Origin of the sequence: Pseudomonas sp. LAMO17WK12:I1 (genome assembly GCF_900177315.1) — a bacterium.
Taxonomy (GTDB): domain Bacteria; phylum Pseudomonadota; class Gammaproteobacteria; order Pseudomonadales; family Pseudomonadaceae; genus Aquipseudomonas; species Aquipseudomonas marginalis.
Window position 1 is genome coordinate 1 of sequence record NZ_FWZV01000016.1, and the last position, 18,987, is coordinate 18,987.

Below are 18,987 nucleotides of genomic sequence, written 5' to 3' on the forward strand. Positions count from 1 at the left end.
CCACTTATCGACGGTAGGTCGGCTAACGTCAAAGCGGCGTGCCAACTGACTTTTAGTGAAGTTGCCAGAAAGCCAATCAGCTACCAGCTTGATTCTTTGATTCATGGGGGACTCTTGGTTCCAGGGCATGATCAGTTACCTCCTGATCATGCGTATTAGCCTGTAAACCATGTCCCCGGTTAGAAATGTAAACGATGTCCCCGGTTTGTACCGGGGCAAGCCCCCTCCCACATTTAAATCTCACCAACCTGTAGATCGGTGGAATCAGCCCTCTTCGAGCCACAGGCGAATCGGCTTGCCTTCGGCCGGCCAGAAGCGGGTCTGCTCGATCGGCGAGATGTCCCAGCGCTGTACGCCTTGCAGGGCCTGGAAGAAGCGCTGTTCCTGCTCCATCAGGGCCTCGGCGCAGAGCTTGCGGGTGCTGCCGAGCTTGCCGAAGCTGAGTTTGTCGCCCTCAAGGGTGTACGGCGCGAACCAGTGGTTGCAACCGCCGTTGCCGTAGGCACGCCCATCGGCGCCGAGGGTGACGGTCAGGTGTGCGTAATCCATCAACGGCCGCTCACCAATCCACTCCACCACGTAGCTGTGATCCTGCTTGAGCTTGGCCGCGTCACCGGCGCAGCCACTCAGGGCCGCACCGACGGCGGCGAGCAGAAGCAGGCCTTTCATTGCCCGGCCTTCTGGCATTTCGGGCAACGGTGCTTGTCGCCTTCGCTGGCCCAGCCCAACTCGGCAATGCGCGCGTTGGCGGCCGGTTGCAGCGGCTCCTTGGTCAGCTTGGTTTCCACCGCGAATTCAAACTCCAGCACGGTGTCGCAGCTGTCGCAGTTGACCTTCCAGGTGTGAATCTCCAGCTCGCCGAACTTCGGCCCGCGGGCCATGGCGACCCACTGGCCGGCAGGGCGGATGGAGTAGCGCGCGTCACCTTCGACGGTAAGGCGCATGGACAAGGTTTTACTGCCGCGCAGGGTGACGATCAGCACGTCGTCGTGCTTGATCGAGCCACCGTTGCCGGTGACCTGGTAACGGCCCGGCACCAGGGCACGGCATTCGATCAGGGTGTGTTGCGGGCTCAGCAAGCTGAAGCGGAAATCGTGTTCGGCCATGGATCCTCCAAATAGGCGCGGCATCCTATCACGGGTGCCTGCTGATCATGAGCCTGGTATGTGACCGCTGATCATCCTTCGACGAGGTTCTGCGCCCGGCCATCGGCCCATGCCGCAATATTGGCCAATGTGGTGCCGGCAATCGCCGCCAGGGCTTCGCGGGTAAGGAACGCCTGGTGTGCGGTGACGATCACGTTGGGGAAGGTCAGCAGGCGCGCGAGCACATCGTCTTGCAGGGGCAGGTCGGAGCGGTCCTCGAAAAACAGCTGGGCTTCCTCCTCGTACACATCCAGCCCCAGGTAGCCGAGCTGGCCGTCCTTGAGTGCTTCGATCAGCGCCGGCGTGTCGACCAGGCCGCCGCGACCGGTGTTGATCAGCATGACGCCGGGTTGCATCCGCGCCAGGGAGTGCGCATTGATCAGGTGCTTGCTGTCGGCGGTCAGCGGGCAGTGCAGGCTGATGATCTGCGCCTGGGCCAAGAGCTCAGGCAGGCTCACATAGTCAGCGCCGAGGGCCTGGACCTGCGGGTTGGGGAACGGGTCGTAGGCGAGCAGCCGGCAACCGAAGCCCGTCATGATCCTGGCGAACGTGGCGCCGATCTGGCCGGTGCCGACCACGCCGACGGTCCTGCCCACCAGGTCGAAGCCGGTGAGGCCATGCAGGCTGAAATCGCCGTCGCGGGTGCGGTTGTAGGCGCGATGCAGGCGGCGGTTGAGGGCGAGGATCAGGGCCACCGCGTGTTCGGCGATCGCATGGGGCGAATAGGCCGGGACGCGCACGATGGTCAGGCCCAGGCGTTTGGCGGCAGGCAGGTCCACATGGTTGTAGCCGGCCGAACGCAACGCGATCAACCGCGTGCCGCCCTTGGCCAGGTGTTCCAGCACCGGGGCACTGAGGTCGTCGTTGATAAAGGCGCAGACCACCTCGTGGTGTTCGGCCAGGGCGACGGTGTCGAGGTTGAGCCGGGCGGGTTGGAATTGCAGTTCCAGGCCGTGCGGCAAGGGCTCGCCGAGGAAACTGTCGCGGTCGTAGGTCTGGCTGCTGAAAAGAATCACGCGCATCAAAGGCTTCCTTTTTGATGAATTCAGGCGCTGACCCGCGCTTCACTGGCCAGCCGTGCAATGGCCATGTCCAGCTCGTCCAGCGCGGTCACGGCCTTGGCGTCGTCCTGCTTGAGCAGGGTTTCGGCGCGCTGGCAGGCGGCGCGCAGTTGCGGCACGCCACAGTAGCGGGTGGCGCCGTGCAGGCGGTGGACGCGTTCGATGAGGGCCAGGTTGTCCTTGGCCTCGCGGGCGACGTGAATGGCCTGGCGGTCGGCTTCCAGGGAGGCCAGCAGCATGGCCAGCATGTCGGCCGCCAGATCGGTCTTGCCGGCGGCCAGGCGCAGGCCTTCCTCGTGGTCCAGCACCGGCAATTGCACCCCGGGGCCCAGGCCTTCGACGGCGCGCTCCGGCACCTGGTTGCGCAGGGCCAAGCCGGTCCATTTCAGCACCACCTGGGCCAGTTGCCGTTCGCTGATGGGTTTGGTCAGGTAATCGTCCATACCGCTTTGCAGCAAGGCGCGCTTCTCGTTGGCCATGGCATGGGCGGTGAGGGCGACCACCGGCAAGGGCGTGCCATGGCGCTCGCTTTCCCACTGGCGGATCGCCTCGGTGCTCTGACGTCCGTCCATGCCCGGCATCTGCACGTCCATCAGCACCAGGTCGAAGGTGTCCTGTTTCACCGCGTCGACCGCCGCGTAGCCGCTTTCCACTGCACGGACCTGCGCGCCCATGTCTTCCAGCAGGGTCTGCACCAACAGCAGGTTTGCCGGGTTGTCATCGACACACAGTACGCGCGGCGCACGGCTGGATAGCGGCTCGCCCGGTTCACTGCGGGACGGCCGCGGGCTGATCAGGTCGGACAGGGCACGGCGCAGCTTGCGGGTACACGCCGGCTTGGCCTGCAACTGGCTGTTGGGGTTGGGTACCGACTCGTTGAACAGCATCTGTTCGGTGGTGGGGCACAGCACCAGCACTTTGCAGCCCAGGTGTTCGAGGTCCCACAGGTGCTGGTTGAGGCGCTCGGGCGGAATATCGTTGGCGGTCACCCCGAGTACCGCGAGGTCGATGGCCTGCTCGGTCTGGTGAGCGCTGGTGATGCCGTTGGTCAGGCTTTCCAGGGTATTGAACGGCGTCACTTCCAGGCCACAGTCTTCCAATTGGTGTTGCAGGGCCTGGCGCGCCAGGTCGTGGTTTTCCAGTACCGCCACGCGATGGCCCAGCAACGGCGCGCAGGGCAGGTCTTCGACGTCGTCGCGGGTCTTGGGCAGGTTCAGGCTGATCCAGAATTCAGAGCCTTCGCCCGGCGTGCTGTCGACGCCGATTTCACCGCCCATTTGTTCGATCAGGCGCTTGGAAATCACCAGGCCCAGCCCCGTGCCGCCGGGCTGGCGCGACAGTGAATTGTCGGCCTGGCTGAACGCCTGGAACAACGCCCGCACGTCCTGGCTGGACAGGCCGATGCCGGTGTCCTGCACGCTGATGCGCAGTTGCACGCTGTCTTCCTGCTCGTCCTCGATCATCGCCCGGGCCACGATGGTGCCTTCGCGGGTGAACTTGATCGCATTGCTGATCAGGTTGGTGAGGATCTGCTTGAGCCGCAGCGGGTCGCCCACCAGCGCCAGCGGCGTGTCGCGGTACACCAGGCTGACCAGTTCCAGTTGCTTGGCATGGGCGGCGGGAGCGAGGATGGTGAGGGTGTCTTGCAGCAGATCCCGCAGGTTGAACGGGATACTGTCGAGCACCAGCTTGCCGGCCTCGATCTTCGAGAAATCGAGGATTTCGTTGATGATGCCCAGCAGGTTGTCGGCGGATTTTTCGATGGTGCCCAGGTAGTCCAACTGGCGCGGGGTCAGCTCGCTTTTTTGCAGCAGGTGGGTAAAGCCGAGTATGCCGTTGAGCGGCGTGCGGATTTCATGGCTCATGTTCGCCAGGAACTCGGACTTGATGCGGCTGGCCTCCAGGGCCTCCTTGCGCGCCAGGTCCAGCTCGATGTTCTGGATCTCGATGGTTTCCAGGTTCTGGCGCACGTCTTCGGTGGCCTGGTCGATGCTGTGCTGCAATTCTTCCCGGGCATTTTGCAGGGTTTCGGCCATGCGGTTGATGCCCGATGCGAGTTGATCCAGCTCCTGGCTGCCCAAGGGTGGCAGGCGGGTTTCCAGGTTGCCGTCCTTGAGTTGGGCCACCGCTTGCTTGATCAGGCCAATCGGCGCGTTGATCGTACGGCTGATGCGCAAGGCCAGGGCCGCAGTGCAGATCAGGCCGATGGCAATCAGCAGCAGGCTGGCGAACAGGCTGCGATAGCCGCGCAGCAACATGCCGTTGTGGGACAACTCCACCTCGACCCAGCCGAGCAGGCGATCGGCTTCATCGGGGATCAAATCGCCCGCCAGGTTGCGATGGCGACCAAACACCGGCAGCAGGTAGCGCGTGGCGTCGTTGCCGGTGCGTTGCAGCAGGTGGGAGCTGTTGCCGACCGGCGGCTGGTTGAGCATGGTCGGGCCGGCGTGGGCCAGGGGCGTGCGGTCCGGCGCCAGGAATGCCACGGTGCGCACGTCCGTCTGTTCCAGGGATTGGGTGGCGATACGCTCCAGCAGGTCGGTGTTCCTGCTGCCCATGGCGGGGGCCACCAGGGGCGCCAGCTGCTCGGCGATCATTTCGCCGCGTTGCAGCAACTGGGCCTGTAACTCCGAGAGCTGCATCCAGGTGAAGTAACCCCCCAACAACAAGGCCATCAGGCTGGTCGGTAATAAGGTCAGCAACAGTACGCGGCCTTTTATCCCCATTCTTTTAAGCACGCCACTCTCCTGCTACCACACTGATATCAATCTTCCGCGCCGGCATCCGGCCCGCGCCACCTGCGCAGTGTAGCCATTTGCGCGGCCTGGAATCTTGCAAATTAATGACAGAGGGCAATCTTCGGGCCGTTGGACGCCGTGTGGCGATTGCCTGCGGCGGGGTTATCTTGAATAATCAGTGATTGAGAATGACTTGCAGACGCTAATGAATCCCGCGGCAGTTGGCCTACCCCGTATCCTCACAATTGAAGATGACCCCGTGCTGGGTGCCTATGTGCACGAGCATTTGGGGCGCTGTGGCTTCCAGGTCACCTGGTGCCAGAACGGTCAGCAGGGCCTGGAGATGGCGCGCGACCAGGCATTCGACGTGGTGTTGATGGATATTCTGCTGCCGGGCCTGGATGGCTTGTCGATCCTCACCCATTTGCGCCGGAGCCATTCGATTCCGGTGATCCTGATGTCGGCCCTGGGCGCTGAAACCGATCGCGTCAGCGGTTTTCGCCTGGGGGCCGATGATTACCTGCCCAAGCCCTTCAGCATGGTTGAGCTGCGCGTGCGTATCGAAGCCATCCTGCGTCGGGTGGCCCTGGATCGGCGCCCGTTGCCGACGCTTGCGCCCGTGCGCGAGGACACCCGCACGCTGCGTTTCGATGATGAGCTGTGCGATGTTTTTCATCAGGAGCGCTGGGCGGGCCTGACCCGTAGCGAATACCGCCTGCTGGAAACCCTGCATCGCAACGCTGAAGAAGTCCTCAGCAAAGCCTTCCTCTACCAGCACGTGTTGCAACGGGGTTATGCGCCCCATGATCGCAGCCTCGACATGCATATCAGCCAGATCCGCCGCAAGCTCAAGGCCATCGGCTACACCGAGCGTGAGGTGCGCACGGTGTGGGGCAAGGGCTATGTGCTGAGCGGTCACGACGATGGGCTTTGAGGCATCGCTGAAACGGCTGCCGGGCAGGCACTCGTTATTCTGGAAGCTCGCCTGCCTGCTGATCGCCTTCTGTTTGCTGATGATCTGGCTCAGTTGGTCCTGGGGTCGGTACATGGAGCAAAAGAACGCCTACCTGTCCGATGAGGCCAGGAGCACCTTGAGTGGTTATGCGGCAGGCGCCGAGCAGGCCTGGAACCAGGGCGGCAATGCCGGCGTCGATGCGTGGCTGCAGGCAATGGGCAAGCGCGAAAGCACGTGGGTCGGGGTGATCGGCAATGACTTGCAGTCGTTGAGCAGCTACCCGCTGACCGATACGGAAAGCCAGCGCCTGACCTTCCTGCGGGGCCTGGACTGGCCGGTCAGCCGCCACGTCAAGGGGTTGCCGTGGTTGAAGATCCCGTTTGCGGTGGATCCGGGCGCCGGTTCGCTGGTGATTGAACTGCCGCAGCGCTTTATGCCGGGGCGCTACCAACTGTTCTGGCGGGTGCTGACCAACGGCGTGATTCCCGGCCTTTTTACCTTGTTGCTGTGCATCGGCCTCTATCGGTTGCTGATCATGCCCCTCAATCAACTGCGCGAGCAGGCCAACGCATGGCGTGCCGATCAGTTGAATACGCGGATGTCCCACGACGCCACCAGCCGCCAGGACGAATTGGGCGAGCTGGGGCGCGCGTTTGATCATATGTCCGAGCGCTTGCAGGGTACGGTGATGCTGCAACAGCAGCTGTTAAGGGACATGTCCCATGAACTGCGCACGCCCTTGAGCCGTTTGCGGGTGGCCTGTGACAGTGAGCAGGATCTTGCGCGCCTGCGTGAGCGGCTGGGGCGGGAGATCGACGCCATGCAGCGCCTGGTGGAAGACAGTCTGCAACTGGCCTGGCTGGATACCGAGCGGGCGCCGCTGCCCAAAGAAGATATTCAGGTGCAGGCGCTGTGGGACATGCTGCGCGAGAACGCGTGCTTTGAAAGCGGTTGGCCGGCATCGCGGCTGCCCTGCCTTCTGGGCGCCGACAGTTGGGTGCGGGGCAACCTGAATGCCCTGGCCCAGGCCCTGGAGAATATCCTGCGCAACGCCATACGCCATTCCCCGGCGCAGGGGATCGTGTGCCTGGATGGATGCCGCGAGGGGGAGTATTGGCACCTTTGGTTGGAAGACCAGGGCGGGGGAATCGATGAGCAGGATCTGGAGCGAATCTTTGCGCCGTTTACGCGGCTGGACGGTTCGAGGCCCGGCGATGGTGGCTTCGGGCTGGGCCTGAGCATCGCGCGCAATGCCGTGCAACGCCAGGACGGCAGCCTGTGGGCGGAAAATACCGGCCAGGGCCTGCGTGTGCACCTGCGGTTGCCGGCGCGATAGGTCTCAGCCTCGGCGCTGCTTGCGCTTTTTCCATTGGTGCGCGACCCACCAGCGCCAGTACCCCATGGTCAGGCAGTAGGCCAGTGCGCCCAGCACCAGCCCCAACACCACCGAACCCAGCAGGAAGGGCTGCCACAGCGTGCTCAACTGGCCGCTGATCCATTCCCAGGTCAGGTCGTCGGGCAGGCTGCGCGGTGGCACATTCATCAGCCAGGCGCCGGTCATGTAGGTGCAGATGAACACCACCGGCATGGTGATCGGGTTGGTCAGCCATACCAGGCTGATGGCGATGGGCATATTGCCGCGCACGGTGATCGCCAGCACTGCCGCCAGCAGCATCTGCAACGGGATCGGGATAAACGCCGCGAACAAACCCACGGCCATGGCGCGTGCCACGGAGTGCCGGTTCAGGTGCCAGAGGTTCGGGTCGTGCAGCAACGTGCCAAGAAACTGTAATGACTTGTGTTCCCTGATACTGGTGGGGTCGGGCATGTACCGTTTGAATAAGCGCCGAGGCATAGGGGGTCCAGGTCAGTTCGAGGGGCAAGTATGCCCGCATTCTATAAACAGAAAATTCAGACTTTGTGACAAAACATCATAGGACACGCTGGGCCCTCGTCTAAGACTGAGTGGATCACTTGAAAAGGATGGTTCATGAAGACAGGGATGTTCGCGCTCGCGCTGGGGTTGCTTGCCTTGCGTTTTTTACCGGCGTTGCCGTCGACGGGGTGGCTGATAGCCATGTTGGTGCTGGCATTGATGCTATTGCCCTTTCGTACGTCGCCACTGGCATTTTTCCTGCTGGGCTTGAGCTGGGCCTGCATCAGTGCGCAGTGGGCGCTGGATGATCGACTACGGCCGGTGCTGGATGGCCAGACGCGATGGCTGGAAGGCCGTGTAACCGGGTTACCGCAGCAGACAGGGACGGGCGTGCGTTTTGAGCTGGCCGACAGCCAGGCGCGCAACGCCCGGTTGCCCAAGCGCATCCGGGTGTTTTGGCACGGCGGGCCGCCGGTACGCAGTGGCGAGCGCTGGCGTCTGGCCGTGACGCTGAAACGGCCTGCCGGGCTGCTCAATTTTCACGGTTTCGATCAGGAGGCCTGGCTGCTGGCCCAGCGCATTGGCGCCACCGGCTCGGTGAAGGATGGTGAGCGCCTGGCGCCGGCGCGTCATGCCTGGCGTGACACGGTCCGCCAACGCCTGATGGCGGTGGACGCCCAAGGCCGCGAGGCGGGCCTGGCGGCTTTGGTGCTGGGGGATGGCTCCGGGCTGGCGGCCGAAGACTGGCAGGTGTTGCAGGACACTGGCACGGTGCACCTGCTGGTGATTTCCGGCCAGCACATTGGCTTGCTGGCGGGGTTGATCTACGGCTTGGTCGCGCTACTTGCACGCTACGGCTGCTGGCCCCGTACCTGGCCGTGGCTGCCTTGGGCGTGCGGCCTGGCGTTTGCCGCCGCGCTGGGGTACGGCCTGCTGGCAGGGTTTGGCGTGCCGGTGCAACGGGCCTGCGTCATGGTGGGGCTGGTGTTGTTGTGGCGCCTGCGCTTTCGTCATCTGGGCTTCTGGTGGCCGTTGTTGCTGGCACTCAATGGCGTGCTGATCCTGGAGCCACTGGCCAGCCTGCAACCCGGATTCTGGCTGTCCTTCATGGCTGTCGCGGTGCTGGTCCTGGGATTTGGTGGGCGGTTGGGGCCGTGGAGTGTCTGGCAGGCATGGACACGTCCTCAGTGCTTGATTGCCGTTGGTCTGTTTCCTGTGTTGCTGGTGCTCGGCTTGCCCGTCAGCGTCAGTGCGCCGCTGGCCAACCTGGTTGCCGTGCCGTGGATCAGCCTGGTGGTGTTGCCCCTGGCCTTGCTGGGGAGCGCATTGTTGCCGCTGCCGTATGCGGGTGAGGGCTTGTTGTGGCTGGCGGGTGGGGCGCTTGACGGGTTGTTCCGGAGCTTGGCATGGCTCGCTGGGCTAATGCCTGCCTGGATACCGGCCGAGGTGCCCCTGGGTTACTGGCTGATCAGCCTGGTCGGCGCGGTGCTGTTACTGCTGCCCAGCGGCGTGCCGTTTCGGCCCCTGGGCTTGCCGCTGCTGTTGTTGGCCGTGTTTCCACCCCGCGAGCTCGTGCCCCATGGGCGGGTGGAGGTGGTGCAACTGGATGTCGGGCAAGGTCAGGCCTTGATCCTGCGTACCCGCCATCACACGTTGCTCTACGATGCCGGCCCGCGTTCGGGGACGGTTGACCTTGGTGCCCGTGTGGTAGTGCCTGCGTTGAAAAAACTCGGCGTCGGGACGCTGGATATGATGCTGCTGAGCCACGCCGACGCCGATCATGCCGGTGGGGCGTCGGCTGTGGCCCGAGGGTTGCCGATCCGGCGTGTCGTGGGCGGTGAAACCGAGGGGTTGCCCGGGTTTCTCGCCACCCAGCCCTGTGTCAGCGGCGAACGGTGGGAGTGGGACGGTGTGGCATTCGAGCTGTGGCAGTGGCCTGATGCGATTGATGGCAATCCCAAGTCCTGTGTTCTGCAGGTCCAGGCCAATGGTGAGCGGCTGCTGCTCACGGGGGATATTGATCGGGCTGCCGAGCGAGCATTTCTCGCGTCTTCGCTGGCAGTGCGCACCGATTGGCTGCAATCGCCTCACCATGGCAGCCGCAGTTCGTCGTCGTGGCCTTTTCTACAGCGGCTGGCGCCCACGTCGGTGCTGATTTCCCGTGGGCGTGGCAATGCGTTCGGCCATCCTCACCCGCAGGTAGTAGAGCGCTACCAGCGACTGGGCAGCCAGATATACGACAGTGCCGAGCAGGGCGCGGTGCGTGTGCAATTAGGGGCTTTCCAGCCACCGACTGTTGCGCGTAGTCAACGCCGTTTTTGGCGCGAAACGTTACCCTGAGCCGGCCATGCCAAAGACCGGCGCCTGGGACAGACGGGTCCATGGCCGACGAACCCCGCCGCCGAACCTATATGGTAAAGTGGCGCACTTTTTCGAGGGGACATTCACTGTGTGGGAATTGGTCAAATCTGGCGGCTGGATGATGTTGCCCATCATCCTGAGCTCCATCGCCGCACTCGGCATCGTTGCCGAACGTTTGTGGACCCTGCGCGCCAGTCGCGTCACCCCCGAGCATCTGCTGGGGCAGGTCTGGAGCTGGATCAAGAACAAGCAACTGGACAAGGACAAACTCAAGGAACTGCGCGCCAACTCGCCCCTGGGTGAGATCCTCGCCGCCGGCCTGGCCAATTCCAAGCATGGTCGCGAGATCATGAAGGAGTGCATCGAAGAGGCCGCCGCCCGGGTCATCCATGAACTTGAGCGCTATATCAACGCCCTCGGCACCATCGCAGCCATGGCGCCGTTGCTCGGCTTGCTGGGGACGGTACTGGGCATGATCGATATTTTCAGCTCGTTCATGGGCTCGGGCATGACCACCAACGCGGCCGTGCTGGCCGGCGGTATCTCCAAGGCCCTGATTACCACGGCGGCGGGCCTGATGGTCGGTATTCCTTCGGTGTTCTTCCACCGTTTCCTGCAGCGGCGCATCGATGAACTGGTGGTCGGTATGGAGCAGGAAGCCATCAAGCTGGTGGAAGTGGTGCAGGGCGACCGTGATGTGGACCTGGTTGGGGGCAAAGCGTGAAATTTCGCCGCAAGCAACGGGAAAATGTCGACATCAACCTCGCGTCGTTGATCGACGTGGTGTTTATCCTGCTGCTGTTTTTTGTCGTCACCACCACCTTCACCCGGCAGACCGAACTGCGCGTCGACCTGCCGGAAGCCGTGAGTGGTTCGCCGGCCGAAGACCAGGAAGTCAAGCAACTGGACATCGCCATCAGCGCCGACGGGGCGTTTTCGGTGAATAACCAGGTGCTGGAGAAAAACGACCTCGCCAGCCTCATGGCGGCCCTGGAGAAAGAGTCCGGCGGCGATACCAAGATGCCGTTGTCCATCAGTGCCGATGGCAAGACCCAGCACCAGGCCGTGATCACGGCGATGGACGCCGCCGGCAAGCTCGGTTTCAGCCATCTGCGCATGAGCACTGTCGAGGCGGCGAGCCAACCCTGATGGCCATGTCCGATCGTTTGCTCAAGGCCTGGTACGAGGGCCATCCGGCGCTGGCGTTGTTGCGGCCACTGGAGTCTTTGTATCGCCGGGTGGTGCAGCGCAAGCGCGCGCGGTTCCTGGCGGGAGAGGGCGAGATCTATCAATCGCCGGTGCCGGTGGTGGTGGTCGGTAATATCACCGTGGGCGGCACCGGCAAGACGCCGTTGATCCTGTGGTTGATCGAACACTGCCGACGCAGTGGCCTGCGCGTCGGTGTGGTCAGCCGCGGATATGGCGCCAAGCCGCCGCAGTTGCCATGGCGCGTCGAGGCGAGCCACAGCGCCACTGTGGCGGGCGACGAGCCTTTGCTGATCGTGCAGCGCTGCGGCGTGCCGCTGATGATCGATCCCGATCGCAGTCGTGCGGTGCAGGCCCTGCTTGCCAGCGAGACCCTCGACCTGATCCTCTCCGACGACGGGCTGCAACACTACCGCCTGGCCCGTGACCTGGAACTGGTGCTGATCGACGCCGCCCGGGGCCTGGGCAATCGCCGTTGCCTGCCGGCGGGGCCATTGCGCGAACCGGTTGAGCGTTTGCACAGTGTGGATGCGCTGCTCTACAACGGTGCCGGCTCGGATCGCGACGATGGCTTTGGGTTTCGCCTGCAACCTACCGCACTGGTCAACCTGCACAGCGGCGAGCGCCAGTCGCTGGCGTACTTTCCTGAGGGGCAGCAGGTACATGCGGTCGCCGGTATCGGTAATCCACAACGTTTCTTCAACACCCTTGAAACGCTACACTGGCAGCCGATTCCCCATGTTTTTGCCGACCACGCGCCCTACAGCGCCGAGGTCTTGAATTTTACCCCGTCATTGCCACTGGTCATGACCGAGAAGGACGCGGTGAAGTGCCGCGCCTTTGCCCAGCCCGACTGGTGGTACCTTGCGGTGGATGCGGTGCCGTCGCCGGCGTTCGTCGCCTGGTTCGACACGCAGCTGATGCGTCTGCTGCCCGCCCGTCTTTTGCCTTAAACGCTGCTATCCAGGAAACACTCATGGACACCAAACTGCTCGACATCCTCGCTTGCCCGATCTGCAAAGGCCCGCTCAAGCTCAGCGCCGATAAAACCGAGCTGATCAGCAAGGGCGCCGGCCTGGCGTACCCGATCCGTGATGGCATCCCGGTGATGCTGGAAAGCGAAGCCCGCACCCTGACCACCGACGAGCGCCTGGATAAATGACCACAGCCTTTACCGTTGTCATTCCTTCCCGCTACGCCTCGACACGCCTGCCGGGCAAGCCACTGCAACTGATCGGCAGCAAGCCGATGATCCAGCTGGTGTGGGAGCAGGCCTGCAAAAGCAGCGCTGAGCGTGTCGTGGTGGCCACTGATGACCCGCGCATCATCGAAGCCTGCAAAGGGTTCGGCGCCGAAGCGGTGCTGACCCGTGAAGATCACAACTCCGGCACCGATCGCCTGGCCGAAGTGGCCACGCAGTTGGGCCTGGCGCCCGACGCCATCGTCGTCAATGTGCAAGGTGACGAGCCGTTGATCCCGCCGGGCGTGATCGACCAGGTGGCCGCCAACCTGGCCGCCCATGGTGAAGCGCGTATGGCGACCCTGGCCGAGCCGATTGAAGACATCGACACCCTGTTCAACCCGAACGTGGTCAAGGTGGTCAGTGATGTCAACGGCCTGGCGCTGACTTTCAGCCGTTCGACCTTGCCCTGGGCGCGTGATGCCTTCGCCAGGAACCCTGACCTGTTGCCGCAAGGCGTGCCGTACCGTCGCCATATCGGCATCTACGCCTACCGTGCCGGTTTCCTGCATGACTTCGTCAGTTGGGGGCCTTGCTGGTTGGAAAACACCGAATCCCTGGAGCAGCTCCGAGCCCTCTGGCACGGTGTACGTATCCACGTGGGGGACGCCTTGGAAGCACCGCCTGCGGGTGTCGATACCCCGGAAGACCTTGAGCGCGTCCGTCGCCTGCTGGGGGCCTGATGGAGGTTCTGTTTGTCTGCCTGGGCAATATCTGCCGCTCGCCCACCGCCGAGGGCGTACTGCGCCATAAATTGCGCGAAGCCGGGCTGGCGGGGCAGGTCGATGTTGCGTCCGCCGGCACCGGCGAATGGCATGTCGGCAACCCGCCGGACCCGCGCAGCCAACGTGCGGCGCTGGTGCGCGGCTACGATTTGTCGGCCCAGCGGGCCCGGCAGGTCTCCCGCGCCGACTTTGCGCGCTACGACCTGATCCTGGCCATGGACCACAGCAACCTGCGCAACCTCAAGGCCATGCAGCCCGGCCAGGGCAAGGCGGAGCTGGACCTGTTCCTGCGCCGCTATGAGGCTGAAGTGGACGAGGTGCCGGATCCCTACTACGAAGGTGAACAAGGCTTCGAACGGGTCCTGGACCTGATCGAGCGGGCGTGCGATTTACTGGTGATCGAATTGAAGGGACGGTTATGACCTTGCAAGTGCGGACGCAGGTGTCGCTCAAGCCATTCAATAGCTTTGGCATTGATGTGCGTGCCCAACTCTTCGCCGAGGCCCGCAGTGACGCCGATGTGCGCGAGGCACTGGCCTATGCGTCGACCCAGGCGTTGCCCTTGCTGGTGATTGGCGGTGGCAGCAACTTGCTGCTGACCCAGGACATTCCTGCCCTGGTGTTGCGTATGGCCACCCAGGGCATTCGGGTGCTTCAGGATGATGGCATGCAGGTGGTGGTCGAAGCCGAAGCCGGCGAAGCCTGGCACCCGTTTGTACTGTGGACCCTGGAGCAGGGCTTCTGCGGCCTGGAAAACCTCAGCCTGATCCCCGGCACCGTCGGTGCTGCCCCCATGCAGAACATCGGTGCCTACGGCGTGGAGATCAAGGACGTCTTTGCCGGCTTGACCGCCCTCGATCGCCAGACGGGCGAGTTGCGTGACTTCAGCCTGGAAGAATGCAACTTTGCCTACCGCGACAGCCTGTTCAAGCACGAAACCGGGCGCTGGCTGATCCTGCGGGTACGCTTCGCCCTGAGTCGCGCCAGCCGCCTCAAGCTCGACTACGGCCCAGTGCAGCAGCGCCTGGCAGGGCAGGGGATCACCGAGGCGACACCGAGCGATGTCAGTCGCGCGATTTGCAGTATCCGTAGCGAAAAATTGCCCGACCCGGCAGTGCTTGGCAATGCCGGCAGCTTCTTCAAGAACCCGCTGGTGTCCAAGGCCCTGGCTGAAGAGTTACAGGCGCAGTATCCGGACCTGGTGGCTTACCCGCAGGCGGATGGGCAGATGAAGCTGGCCGCTGGCTGGCTGATCGACAAGGCCGGCTGGAAGGGCTTTCGTGACGGCGATGCCGGCGTGCATGTCCTGCAGGCGCTGGTGCTGGTCAACTATGGCGGCGCCACAGGGCACGATATTGCCAACCTGGCCCAGCGTATCCAGCGCGACATCGCCCAGCGTTTCAAGGTCGAGCTGGAAATGGAACCCAACCAGTACTAATGCAGTGAAAACAAAAATGCCCCGCATCTTTCGATACGGGGCATTTTTTATGCAACAAGTAAATCAGTCGTCGCGGCTCATGATGCCGAAGATCTGCAACAGGCTGATAAACAGGTTGTAGATCGACACATACAGGCTTACGGTCGCCATGATGTAGTTGCGCTCACCGCCGTGGATGATGGCGCTGGTCTGGAACAGGATGCACACGGAGGAGAACAGCACAAAACCCGCGCTGATCGCCAGTTGCAGGCCGCTGATCTGGAAGAACATGCCCGCCACCACCGCTGCCAGCAACACGAAGAAGCCCGCGGTGATGAAACCACCCAGGAAGCTCATGTCCTTGCGGGTGACCAGCACGTAGGCCGACAGACCACCAAACACCAGGGCGGTCATGGCAAACGCCGAGCTGACCACTTCCGCACCACCGGCCATGCCGAGGTAACGGTTGAGGATCGGGCCGAGGATAAAGCCCATGAAACCGGTCAAGGCAAACGCCGACACCAGGCCCCAGGCCGAGTCACGCAGCTTGTTGGTCAGGAAGAACAGGCCATAGAAACCGATCAGTACGACAAAGATATTCGGGTAGCCGACGTGCATCTGCTGGGCCACGAACGCCATTAAGCCGCTGAATGCGAGGGTAAGGGCGAGCAGTCCATAGGTGTTGCGCAACACGCGGCTGACTTCAAGCTGCTCAGCCTGCGCGTTACCATTCACTGCGTAATTCTGTTCGCGCATGGCGACACTCCTTCGGTTTTGAAACGTTCAGTCGCAAAGATCATAACAGACGCTCTGTAACAAGCGATGGCGAGAGTTTGACAGTGTGTTTCATTCGGGTATTATGGCGCCCGCTGAGACAGGATGGGCTATCCTAATCCTGTGATGCACAAGGGAAATTGGCAGAGTGGTTGAATGCACCGGTCTTGAAAACCGGCGAACGTTAATAGCGTTCCCAGGGTTCGAATCCCTGGTTTCCCGCCAAGATTCAAACGAAAGCCTCGCGAAAGCGGGGCTTTTGTGTTTCTGGGGTTTGGCGATCTTCTGCTTACTGTGCCCTGTAGCAGACTCGCGCAGCCAATACTGATGATTGCCGATGCAGCCCGGGACCTGAATCAAGCAATTGAAGCCACTTCCACTGGCTCATTTAATTCGTGGTTTTTCCAGCCAGCTTTTGCTCGTCATCTTTTTATTTTTTTACTACTATCGTTCATCTGCGCACTCAAGGAAGAGAGGCTGAGCGCCTTGAGGCTGGTAGAAAAATTACACTCGATCATTGAATGAGTTATTACTTTTACCCAGAACCTAACGACTCAGCCATCCGTAATTACCTCTTGGTGGAACCGATGGATAAAATGTGTGGCATCGTTGTAGTGGTAGGGCTTGCCCTCTCTGGATGCGCTACGAAAACTCCCGAAAAACCTGATGTGACTCCACCTCCTGCCGTCGTCCAGGAAGCACCGCCTGAGGTCGCACCTTCGACCCCAGAAAAGTGGACTGTGCGATACGAGGCTGCACCTGTGAACGCCAGTGCTGACGCCCCGAAAGCAGCTTCTCTGGAGTCTGCTCAGTCAGAAACAGAAACAAATTTGAACCAAAATCGCGCTGAGCAATGCCGTAAAGAACTGGATGTTTTAAAGGTCTACAACAAAGCGTCTTACGATAAATACGAGGCGCAATACCAGGCCATTGCTGCCAAGACTGCCAAATACATGGAAATTAAAGACTCATTGGGTCCCGATTTAAACTACATGGTTATGCCGGCTTATCAATTTCAAATTCGTGAGTTCTGCTTCCGAGTTAAGACCCGTCTGTCGGAGCTTGTGCTTCGCCAAGCCCGATAATGATTCCACGTCCGGGGACGTCTTTTGCCAGCTGGTGAAACAAGCGCTGCATTGTCCGAAAGATGACGAGGGTCCCAGGCGTGGTTTCCCGCCAGGACTTAAACGAAAGCCCCGCCTTAGCGGGGCTTTCGTGTTTCCGGCCCCAATGTCGCGAACGTTGTGAACCCGTTGGCATTAACCCATATGCGCAGGGAACGATGTTAATGGGCCATGTTCCAACCTGCCGTGCCAAGCCCGCCCAATGACGGCAGGGTTCAATCGTCCCCGCATAAACAGCGGTGCGCGCAACCCCATTACAAGGACGCAAGCGTTATGCAGTCATCCCCCTCCCAAGCGCCTTCCGCCACCGGCGAACTGATCGCCAGTTTCCGTCACGGCAAGGGTTTTCTGATTTTCAGTTTGATATTTGGCGTTGTGTTGTTAGGTCTCGCCGGGTTTGTGTTGTATCTGGGCACGATCCTGCCACCGGGCAATGAAGGGCCGGTCAGCCTCCAGACGTCCCGTGGCATGGCCTTCAGCTTCAGCAGCCCCCATACCTTGATTTACGCCACCAGCGCTTTGCTGGCGGTTCTCGGGCTGGGTGTATTTGCCGCTTACGCCTGGCACAGGAAACTGCGTGCGCCGCTTTACGACGTGTATGAGCATGGCATCGAGCGCATCATCAACGATCAGCGCGAATACACCGCCTTTGCCGAGATTGATGACCTGTATCTGTTCGGCTCCGGGCAAACCGTGCTGACCGGCATGATCACCAACGTGGCTTACCGTCGTAATGCCTCCGAGCCGTTTCATCGAGTGATCGAGAGCCTCAAGGGTTTTCACGATTTCCAGCAGTTGGTCCGTGAGCTGCACGTACGTGCACGTCTGCCGGGGGTGCTGGCGACGCTGGAGTCGGGTGGGGCAGTCAGGTTTAATTGCATCAGCTCCGGGCAGGTCTGGGGCAAGCGTGTCAGCGGCAACTTCCTCAAAATCACCACGACGCCGATTGTGGTGAGCCAGGATTTTCTCGAATACCAGGGGCGCAAGGTGCCGATGTCGTCGCTGCGTACCGTCGACCTTAACGCCTGGACCGAAAAGGTGGTGATCAAGGACGAGAGCGGCAAACCCGTGTTGTCGACCATCGCCACCGGCATTCTGAGCCACGACCTGTTCCTCAACACACTCGATGCCGTGTTTGCGGCTGAAGAGCAAGCACGCGAGCCGGCTTGAGCCAATCGTGTCATTCATGAGGATTAAACGATGATCTATCGCGGCGCAGGCTGGCTGACACTGTTCACGCCGGTGGCCATGGTGTTGTTGCTGATGGGGGTGTGGCCCGACCCCAGCGTCAAACCCGGCAATACCTCACTGATGCAACTGTTGATGGGGGTGGGGATTGGCTCGGCCATCAACACCGTGCTGGGCTTTGTCCTGAATCGGCAGGTGCATGAAGATGGCGTGCGCCATCACTTCTTTTTCATGCCCATGCAGTGGCCGGCGCTGGCGATCATGATTGTCTGCGCGGTGATTGCCCTGCTCAAGTAAGGCCGCCCTTAGGCGGGCGTCCAACTAACGGTTTGAGGGGAACGCGAAGGTTCCTGGCTTTTCGCCCATTATTGAACGCTGCAACCCCTGGAGCCCGTTGGATGAACCGTCAAGACCCACCTCACCTTGTCGCCACGCTTCCCGGAGCGCCAAGCGCTGCAAGCCCTGTCGCGCACCCACCCACCTGGTATTACGGCCCGGATCTACCGAGCGTTGGCGGCAGTGGTCGGGGGATCCTGGGGTTCTACATTGCGCTACTGATGCTGTTGCCGGGCTACGGGCTGGTGATGTTGCTCCTGGCCGGGCTCGGAGCGCTGCAGGGCACGCCGGCCAGCGCTGAATCGAGTTTTACGACGTCGGCGCTCATCCTGTTCATGCTCGGTACCGCAGTGCTCATCGGTGCGATGTTTGCCTGGATGGCCTCTACGCCTCATGTGGAGGCCTTTACGTTCGATGAAAACCAGCAACTGCTCAGCCTCACGGTTATCCGTCGTGGCCGCGGGCCCTACGAAGTGCGGGTGCCATTCAGCAACATCATTTACGTCTGCCCCTACGTCCTCGCCCGGTTTGATCGCCATGGGCATTTCCACCTCGTGGGTCAGGGACCCAAGGACAAGGTTTTCGAATATCGGTTGGGTGAGGGGATCTCTCTGGACGAAATGGCGTTTCATGCTGAGTGGTTGCGGGGAATGATAGGGGCGCGGATGCACGAACTGGTGAATCTGGATAAATGAAACATTCGCGTTAATACCAGACTCGTAGTGTCGGGCCGTCCGCGCTTGAAACCCGCGCGAACTCTACTGCGGCAGCAATGGCATTTAAGTTGATGGGCCCAAATACAGGGCGAAACCTGCCCCAGCCACACGCGCAGCTGATCTTA

At 61.8% G+C, this 18,987-nt stretch carries 22 protein-coding genes and 1 tRNA gene; 16 read left to right on the forward strand and 7 right to left on the reverse strand.

Going from position 1 to position 18,987, the window contains the following annotated elements:
- The 5 genes from B9N88_RS33395 to B9N88_RS26405 all read right to left on the reverse strand — a co-directional run.
- A partial coding sequence (locus B9N88_RS33395; RefSeq protein ID WP_371918179.1) for a helix-turn-helix domain-containing protein occupies positions 1 to 129 on the reverse strand: 129 nt, incomplete at its 3' end.
- A 135-nt stretch (positions 130 to 264) separates the two neighbouring features.
- Complete coding sequence (locus B9N88_RS26390) at positions 265 to 669, reverse strand: META domain-containing protein (RefSeq protein ID WP_027607328.1); 405 nt, start codon at positions 667 to 669, stop codon at positions 265 to 267.
- Positions 666 to 1,106, reverse strand: a complete 441-nt coding sequence (locus tag B9N88_RS26395; protein ID WP_027607327.1) for a hypothetical protein — start codon at positions 1,104 to 1,106, stop codon at positions 666 to 668. The genes B9N88_RS26390 and B9N88_RS26395 overlap by 4 nt, the downstream gene beginning before the upstream one ends.
- 71 nt (positions 1,107 to 1,177) lie before the next feature.
- Complete coding sequence (locus B9N88_RS26400) at positions 1,178 to 2,167, reverse strand: 2-hydroxyacid dehydrogenase (protein ID WP_027607326.1); 990 nt, start codon at positions 2,165 to 2,167, stop codon at positions 1,178 to 1,180.
- A gap of 23 nt (positions 2,168 to 2,190) precedes the next feature.
- Positions 2,191 to 4,944, reverse strand: coding sequence for a response regulator (locus B9N88_RS26405; protein WP_027607325.1), 2,754 nt, complete (start codon positions 4,942 to 4,944; stop codon positions 2,191 to 2,193).
- 205 nt (positions 4,945 to 5,149) lie between these two features.
- Here B9N88_RS26405 and B9N88_RS26410 point away from each other — a divergent pair, with 205 nt between their 5' ends.
- Together B9N88_RS26410 and B9N88_RS26415 are read left to right on the forward strand one after the other, a co-directional pair.
- Positions 5,150 to 5,878, forward strand: a complete 729-nt coding sequence (locus B9N88_RS26410) for a response regulator transcription factor (protein ID WP_027607324.1) — start codon at positions 5,150 to 5,152, stop codon at positions 5,876 to 5,878.
- On the forward strand, positions 5,868 to 7,235 hold the full coding sequence (locus B9N88_RS26415; RefSeq protein WP_043293730.1) for a sensor histidine kinase: 1,368 nt from the start codon (positions 5,868 to 5,870) through the stop codon (positions 7,233 to 7,235). Before B9N88_RS26410 ends, B9N88_RS26415 begins: the two co-directional genes overlap by 11 nt.
- A 3-nt stretch (positions 7,236 to 7,238) precedes the next feature.
- Here B9N88_RS26415 and B9N88_RS26420 read toward each other — a convergent pair whose 3' ends face one another.
- Positions 7,239 to 7,754, reverse strand: coding sequence for a DUF2062 domain-containing protein (locus B9N88_RS26420; protein ID WP_027607322.1), 516 nt, complete (start codon positions 7,752 to 7,754; stop codon positions 7,239 to 7,241).
- Positions 7,755 to 7,889: 135 nt separating this feature from the next.
- Here B9N88_RS26420 and B9N88_RS26425 point away from each other — a divergent pair, with 135 nt between their 5' ends.
- From B9N88_RS26425 to murB, 8 genes are all read left to right on the forward strand, one after another.
- Entirely contained in the window at positions 7,890 to 10,115 is a 2,226-nt protein-coding gene (locus B9N88_RS26425) for a ComEC/Rec2 family competence protein (RefSeq protein ID WP_027607321.1), read from the forward strand.
- Between the two features lie 109 nt (positions 10,116 to 10,224).
- A complete protein-coding gene (locus B9N88_RS26430; protein ID WP_027607320.1) occupies positions 10,225 to 10,860 on the forward strand; it encodes a MotA/TolQ/ExbB proton channel family protein in 636 nt (211 codons plus the stop codon).
- Entirely contained in the window at positions 10,857 to 11,285 is a 429-nt protein-coding gene (locus tag B9N88_RS26435) for an ExbD/TolR family protein (protein WP_027607319.1), read from the forward strand. Before B9N88_RS26430 ends, B9N88_RS26435 begins: the two co-directional genes overlap by 4 nt.
- Complete coding sequence (lpxK, locus tag B9N88_RS26440) at positions 11,285 to 12,295, forward strand: tetraacyldisaccharide 4'-kinase (protein ID WP_027607318.1); 1,011 nt, start codon at positions 11,285 to 11,287, stop codon at positions 12,293 to 12,295. Before B9N88_RS26435 ends, lpxK begins: the two co-directional genes overlap by 1 nt.
- 23 nt (positions 12,296 to 12,318) lie before the next feature.
- The gene (locus B9N88_RS26445) at positions 12,319 to 12,504 is read left to right on the forward strand and encodes a Trm112 family protein (protein WP_003174668.1); all 186 of its coding nucleotides are present in this window, start codon (positions 12,319 to 12,321) and stop codon (positions 12,502 to 12,504) included.
- Positions 12,501 to 13,265 (forward strand): 3-deoxy-manno-octulosonate cytidylyltransferase, encoded by a 765-nt coding sequence (gene kdsB, locus B9N88_RS26450; RefSeq protein ID WP_027607317.1) that lies wholly within the window; start codon positions 12,501 to 12,503, stop codon positions 13,263 to 13,265. Before B9N88_RS26445 ends, kdsB begins: the two co-directional genes overlap by 4 nt.
- Entirely contained in the window at positions 13,265 to 13,729 is a 465-nt protein-coding gene (locus B9N88_RS26455) for a low molecular weight protein-tyrosine-phosphatase (protein ID WP_027607316.1), read from the forward strand. The genes kdsB and B9N88_RS26455 overlap by 1 nt, the downstream gene beginning before the upstream one ends.
- Positions 13,726 to 14,745 carry a UDP-N-acetylmuramate dehydrogenase gene (gene murB / locus B9N88_RS26460; protein ID WP_027607315.1) on the forward strand — a complete coding sequence of 340 codons (1,020 nt, stop codon included), beginning with the start codon at positions 13,726 to 13,728 and terminating at the stop codon, positions 14,743 to 14,745. The genes B9N88_RS26455 and murB overlap by 4 nt, the downstream gene beginning before the upstream one ends.
- 63 nt (positions 14,746 to 14,808) lie before the next feature.
- Here the strand turns inward: murB and B9N88_RS26465 are convergent, their stop codons facing one another.
- Positions 14,809 to 15,480, reverse strand: a complete 672-nt coding sequence (locus B9N88_RS26465; RefSeq protein WP_027607314.1) for a Bax inhibitor-1/YccA family protein — start codon at positions 15,478 to 15,480, stop codon at positions 14,809 to 14,811.
- A gap of 152 nt (positions 15,481 to 15,632) precedes the next feature.
- On the opposite strand from B9N88_RS26465, the gene B9N88_RS26470 reads away from it, so the two are divergent.
- The 6 genes from B9N88_RS26470 (at position 15,633) to B9N88_RS26495 (ending at position 18,841) form a co-directional block, all read left to right on the forward strand.
- Positions 15,633 to 15,723 (forward strand) — tRNA-Ser (locus tag B9N88_RS26470).
- 102 nt (positions 15,724 to 15,825) lie between these two features.
- On the forward strand, positions 15,826 to 16,023 hold the full coding sequence (locus B9N88_RS26475) for a hypothetical protein (RefSeq protein WP_139202111.1): 198 nt from the start codon (positions 15,826 to 15,828) through the stop codon (positions 16,021 to 16,023).
- Positions 16,020 to 16,583 carry a hypothetical protein gene (locus B9N88_RS33020; protein ID WP_223841603.1) on the forward strand — a complete coding sequence of 188 codons (564 nt, stop codon included), beginning with the start codon at positions 16,020 to 16,022 and terminating at the stop codon, positions 16,581 to 16,583. The genes B9N88_RS26475 and B9N88_RS33020 overlap by 4 nt, the downstream gene beginning before the upstream one ends.
- Positions 16,584 to 16,895: 312 nt before the next feature.
- Positions 16,896 to 17,792 (forward strand): hypothetical protein, encoded by an 897-nt coding sequence (locus B9N88_RS26485; protein WP_027607311.1) that lies wholly within the window; start codon positions 16,896 to 16,898, stop codon positions 17,790 to 17,792.
- A gap of 30 nt (positions 17,793 to 17,822) precedes the next feature.
- Positions 17,823 to 18,107, forward strand: a complete 285-nt coding sequence (locus B9N88_RS26490; RefSeq protein ID WP_027607310.1) for a hypothetical protein — start codon at positions 17,823 to 17,825, stop codon at positions 18,105 to 18,107.
- A gap of 101 nt (positions 18,108 to 18,208) precedes the next feature.
- On the forward strand, positions 18,209 to 18,841 hold the full coding sequence (locus B9N88_RS26495; RefSeq protein ID WP_027607309.1) for a hypothetical protein: 633 nt from the start codon (positions 18,209 to 18,211) through the stop codon (positions 18,839 to 18,841).
- Positions 18,842 to 18,987 lie beyond the last annotated feature (146 nt).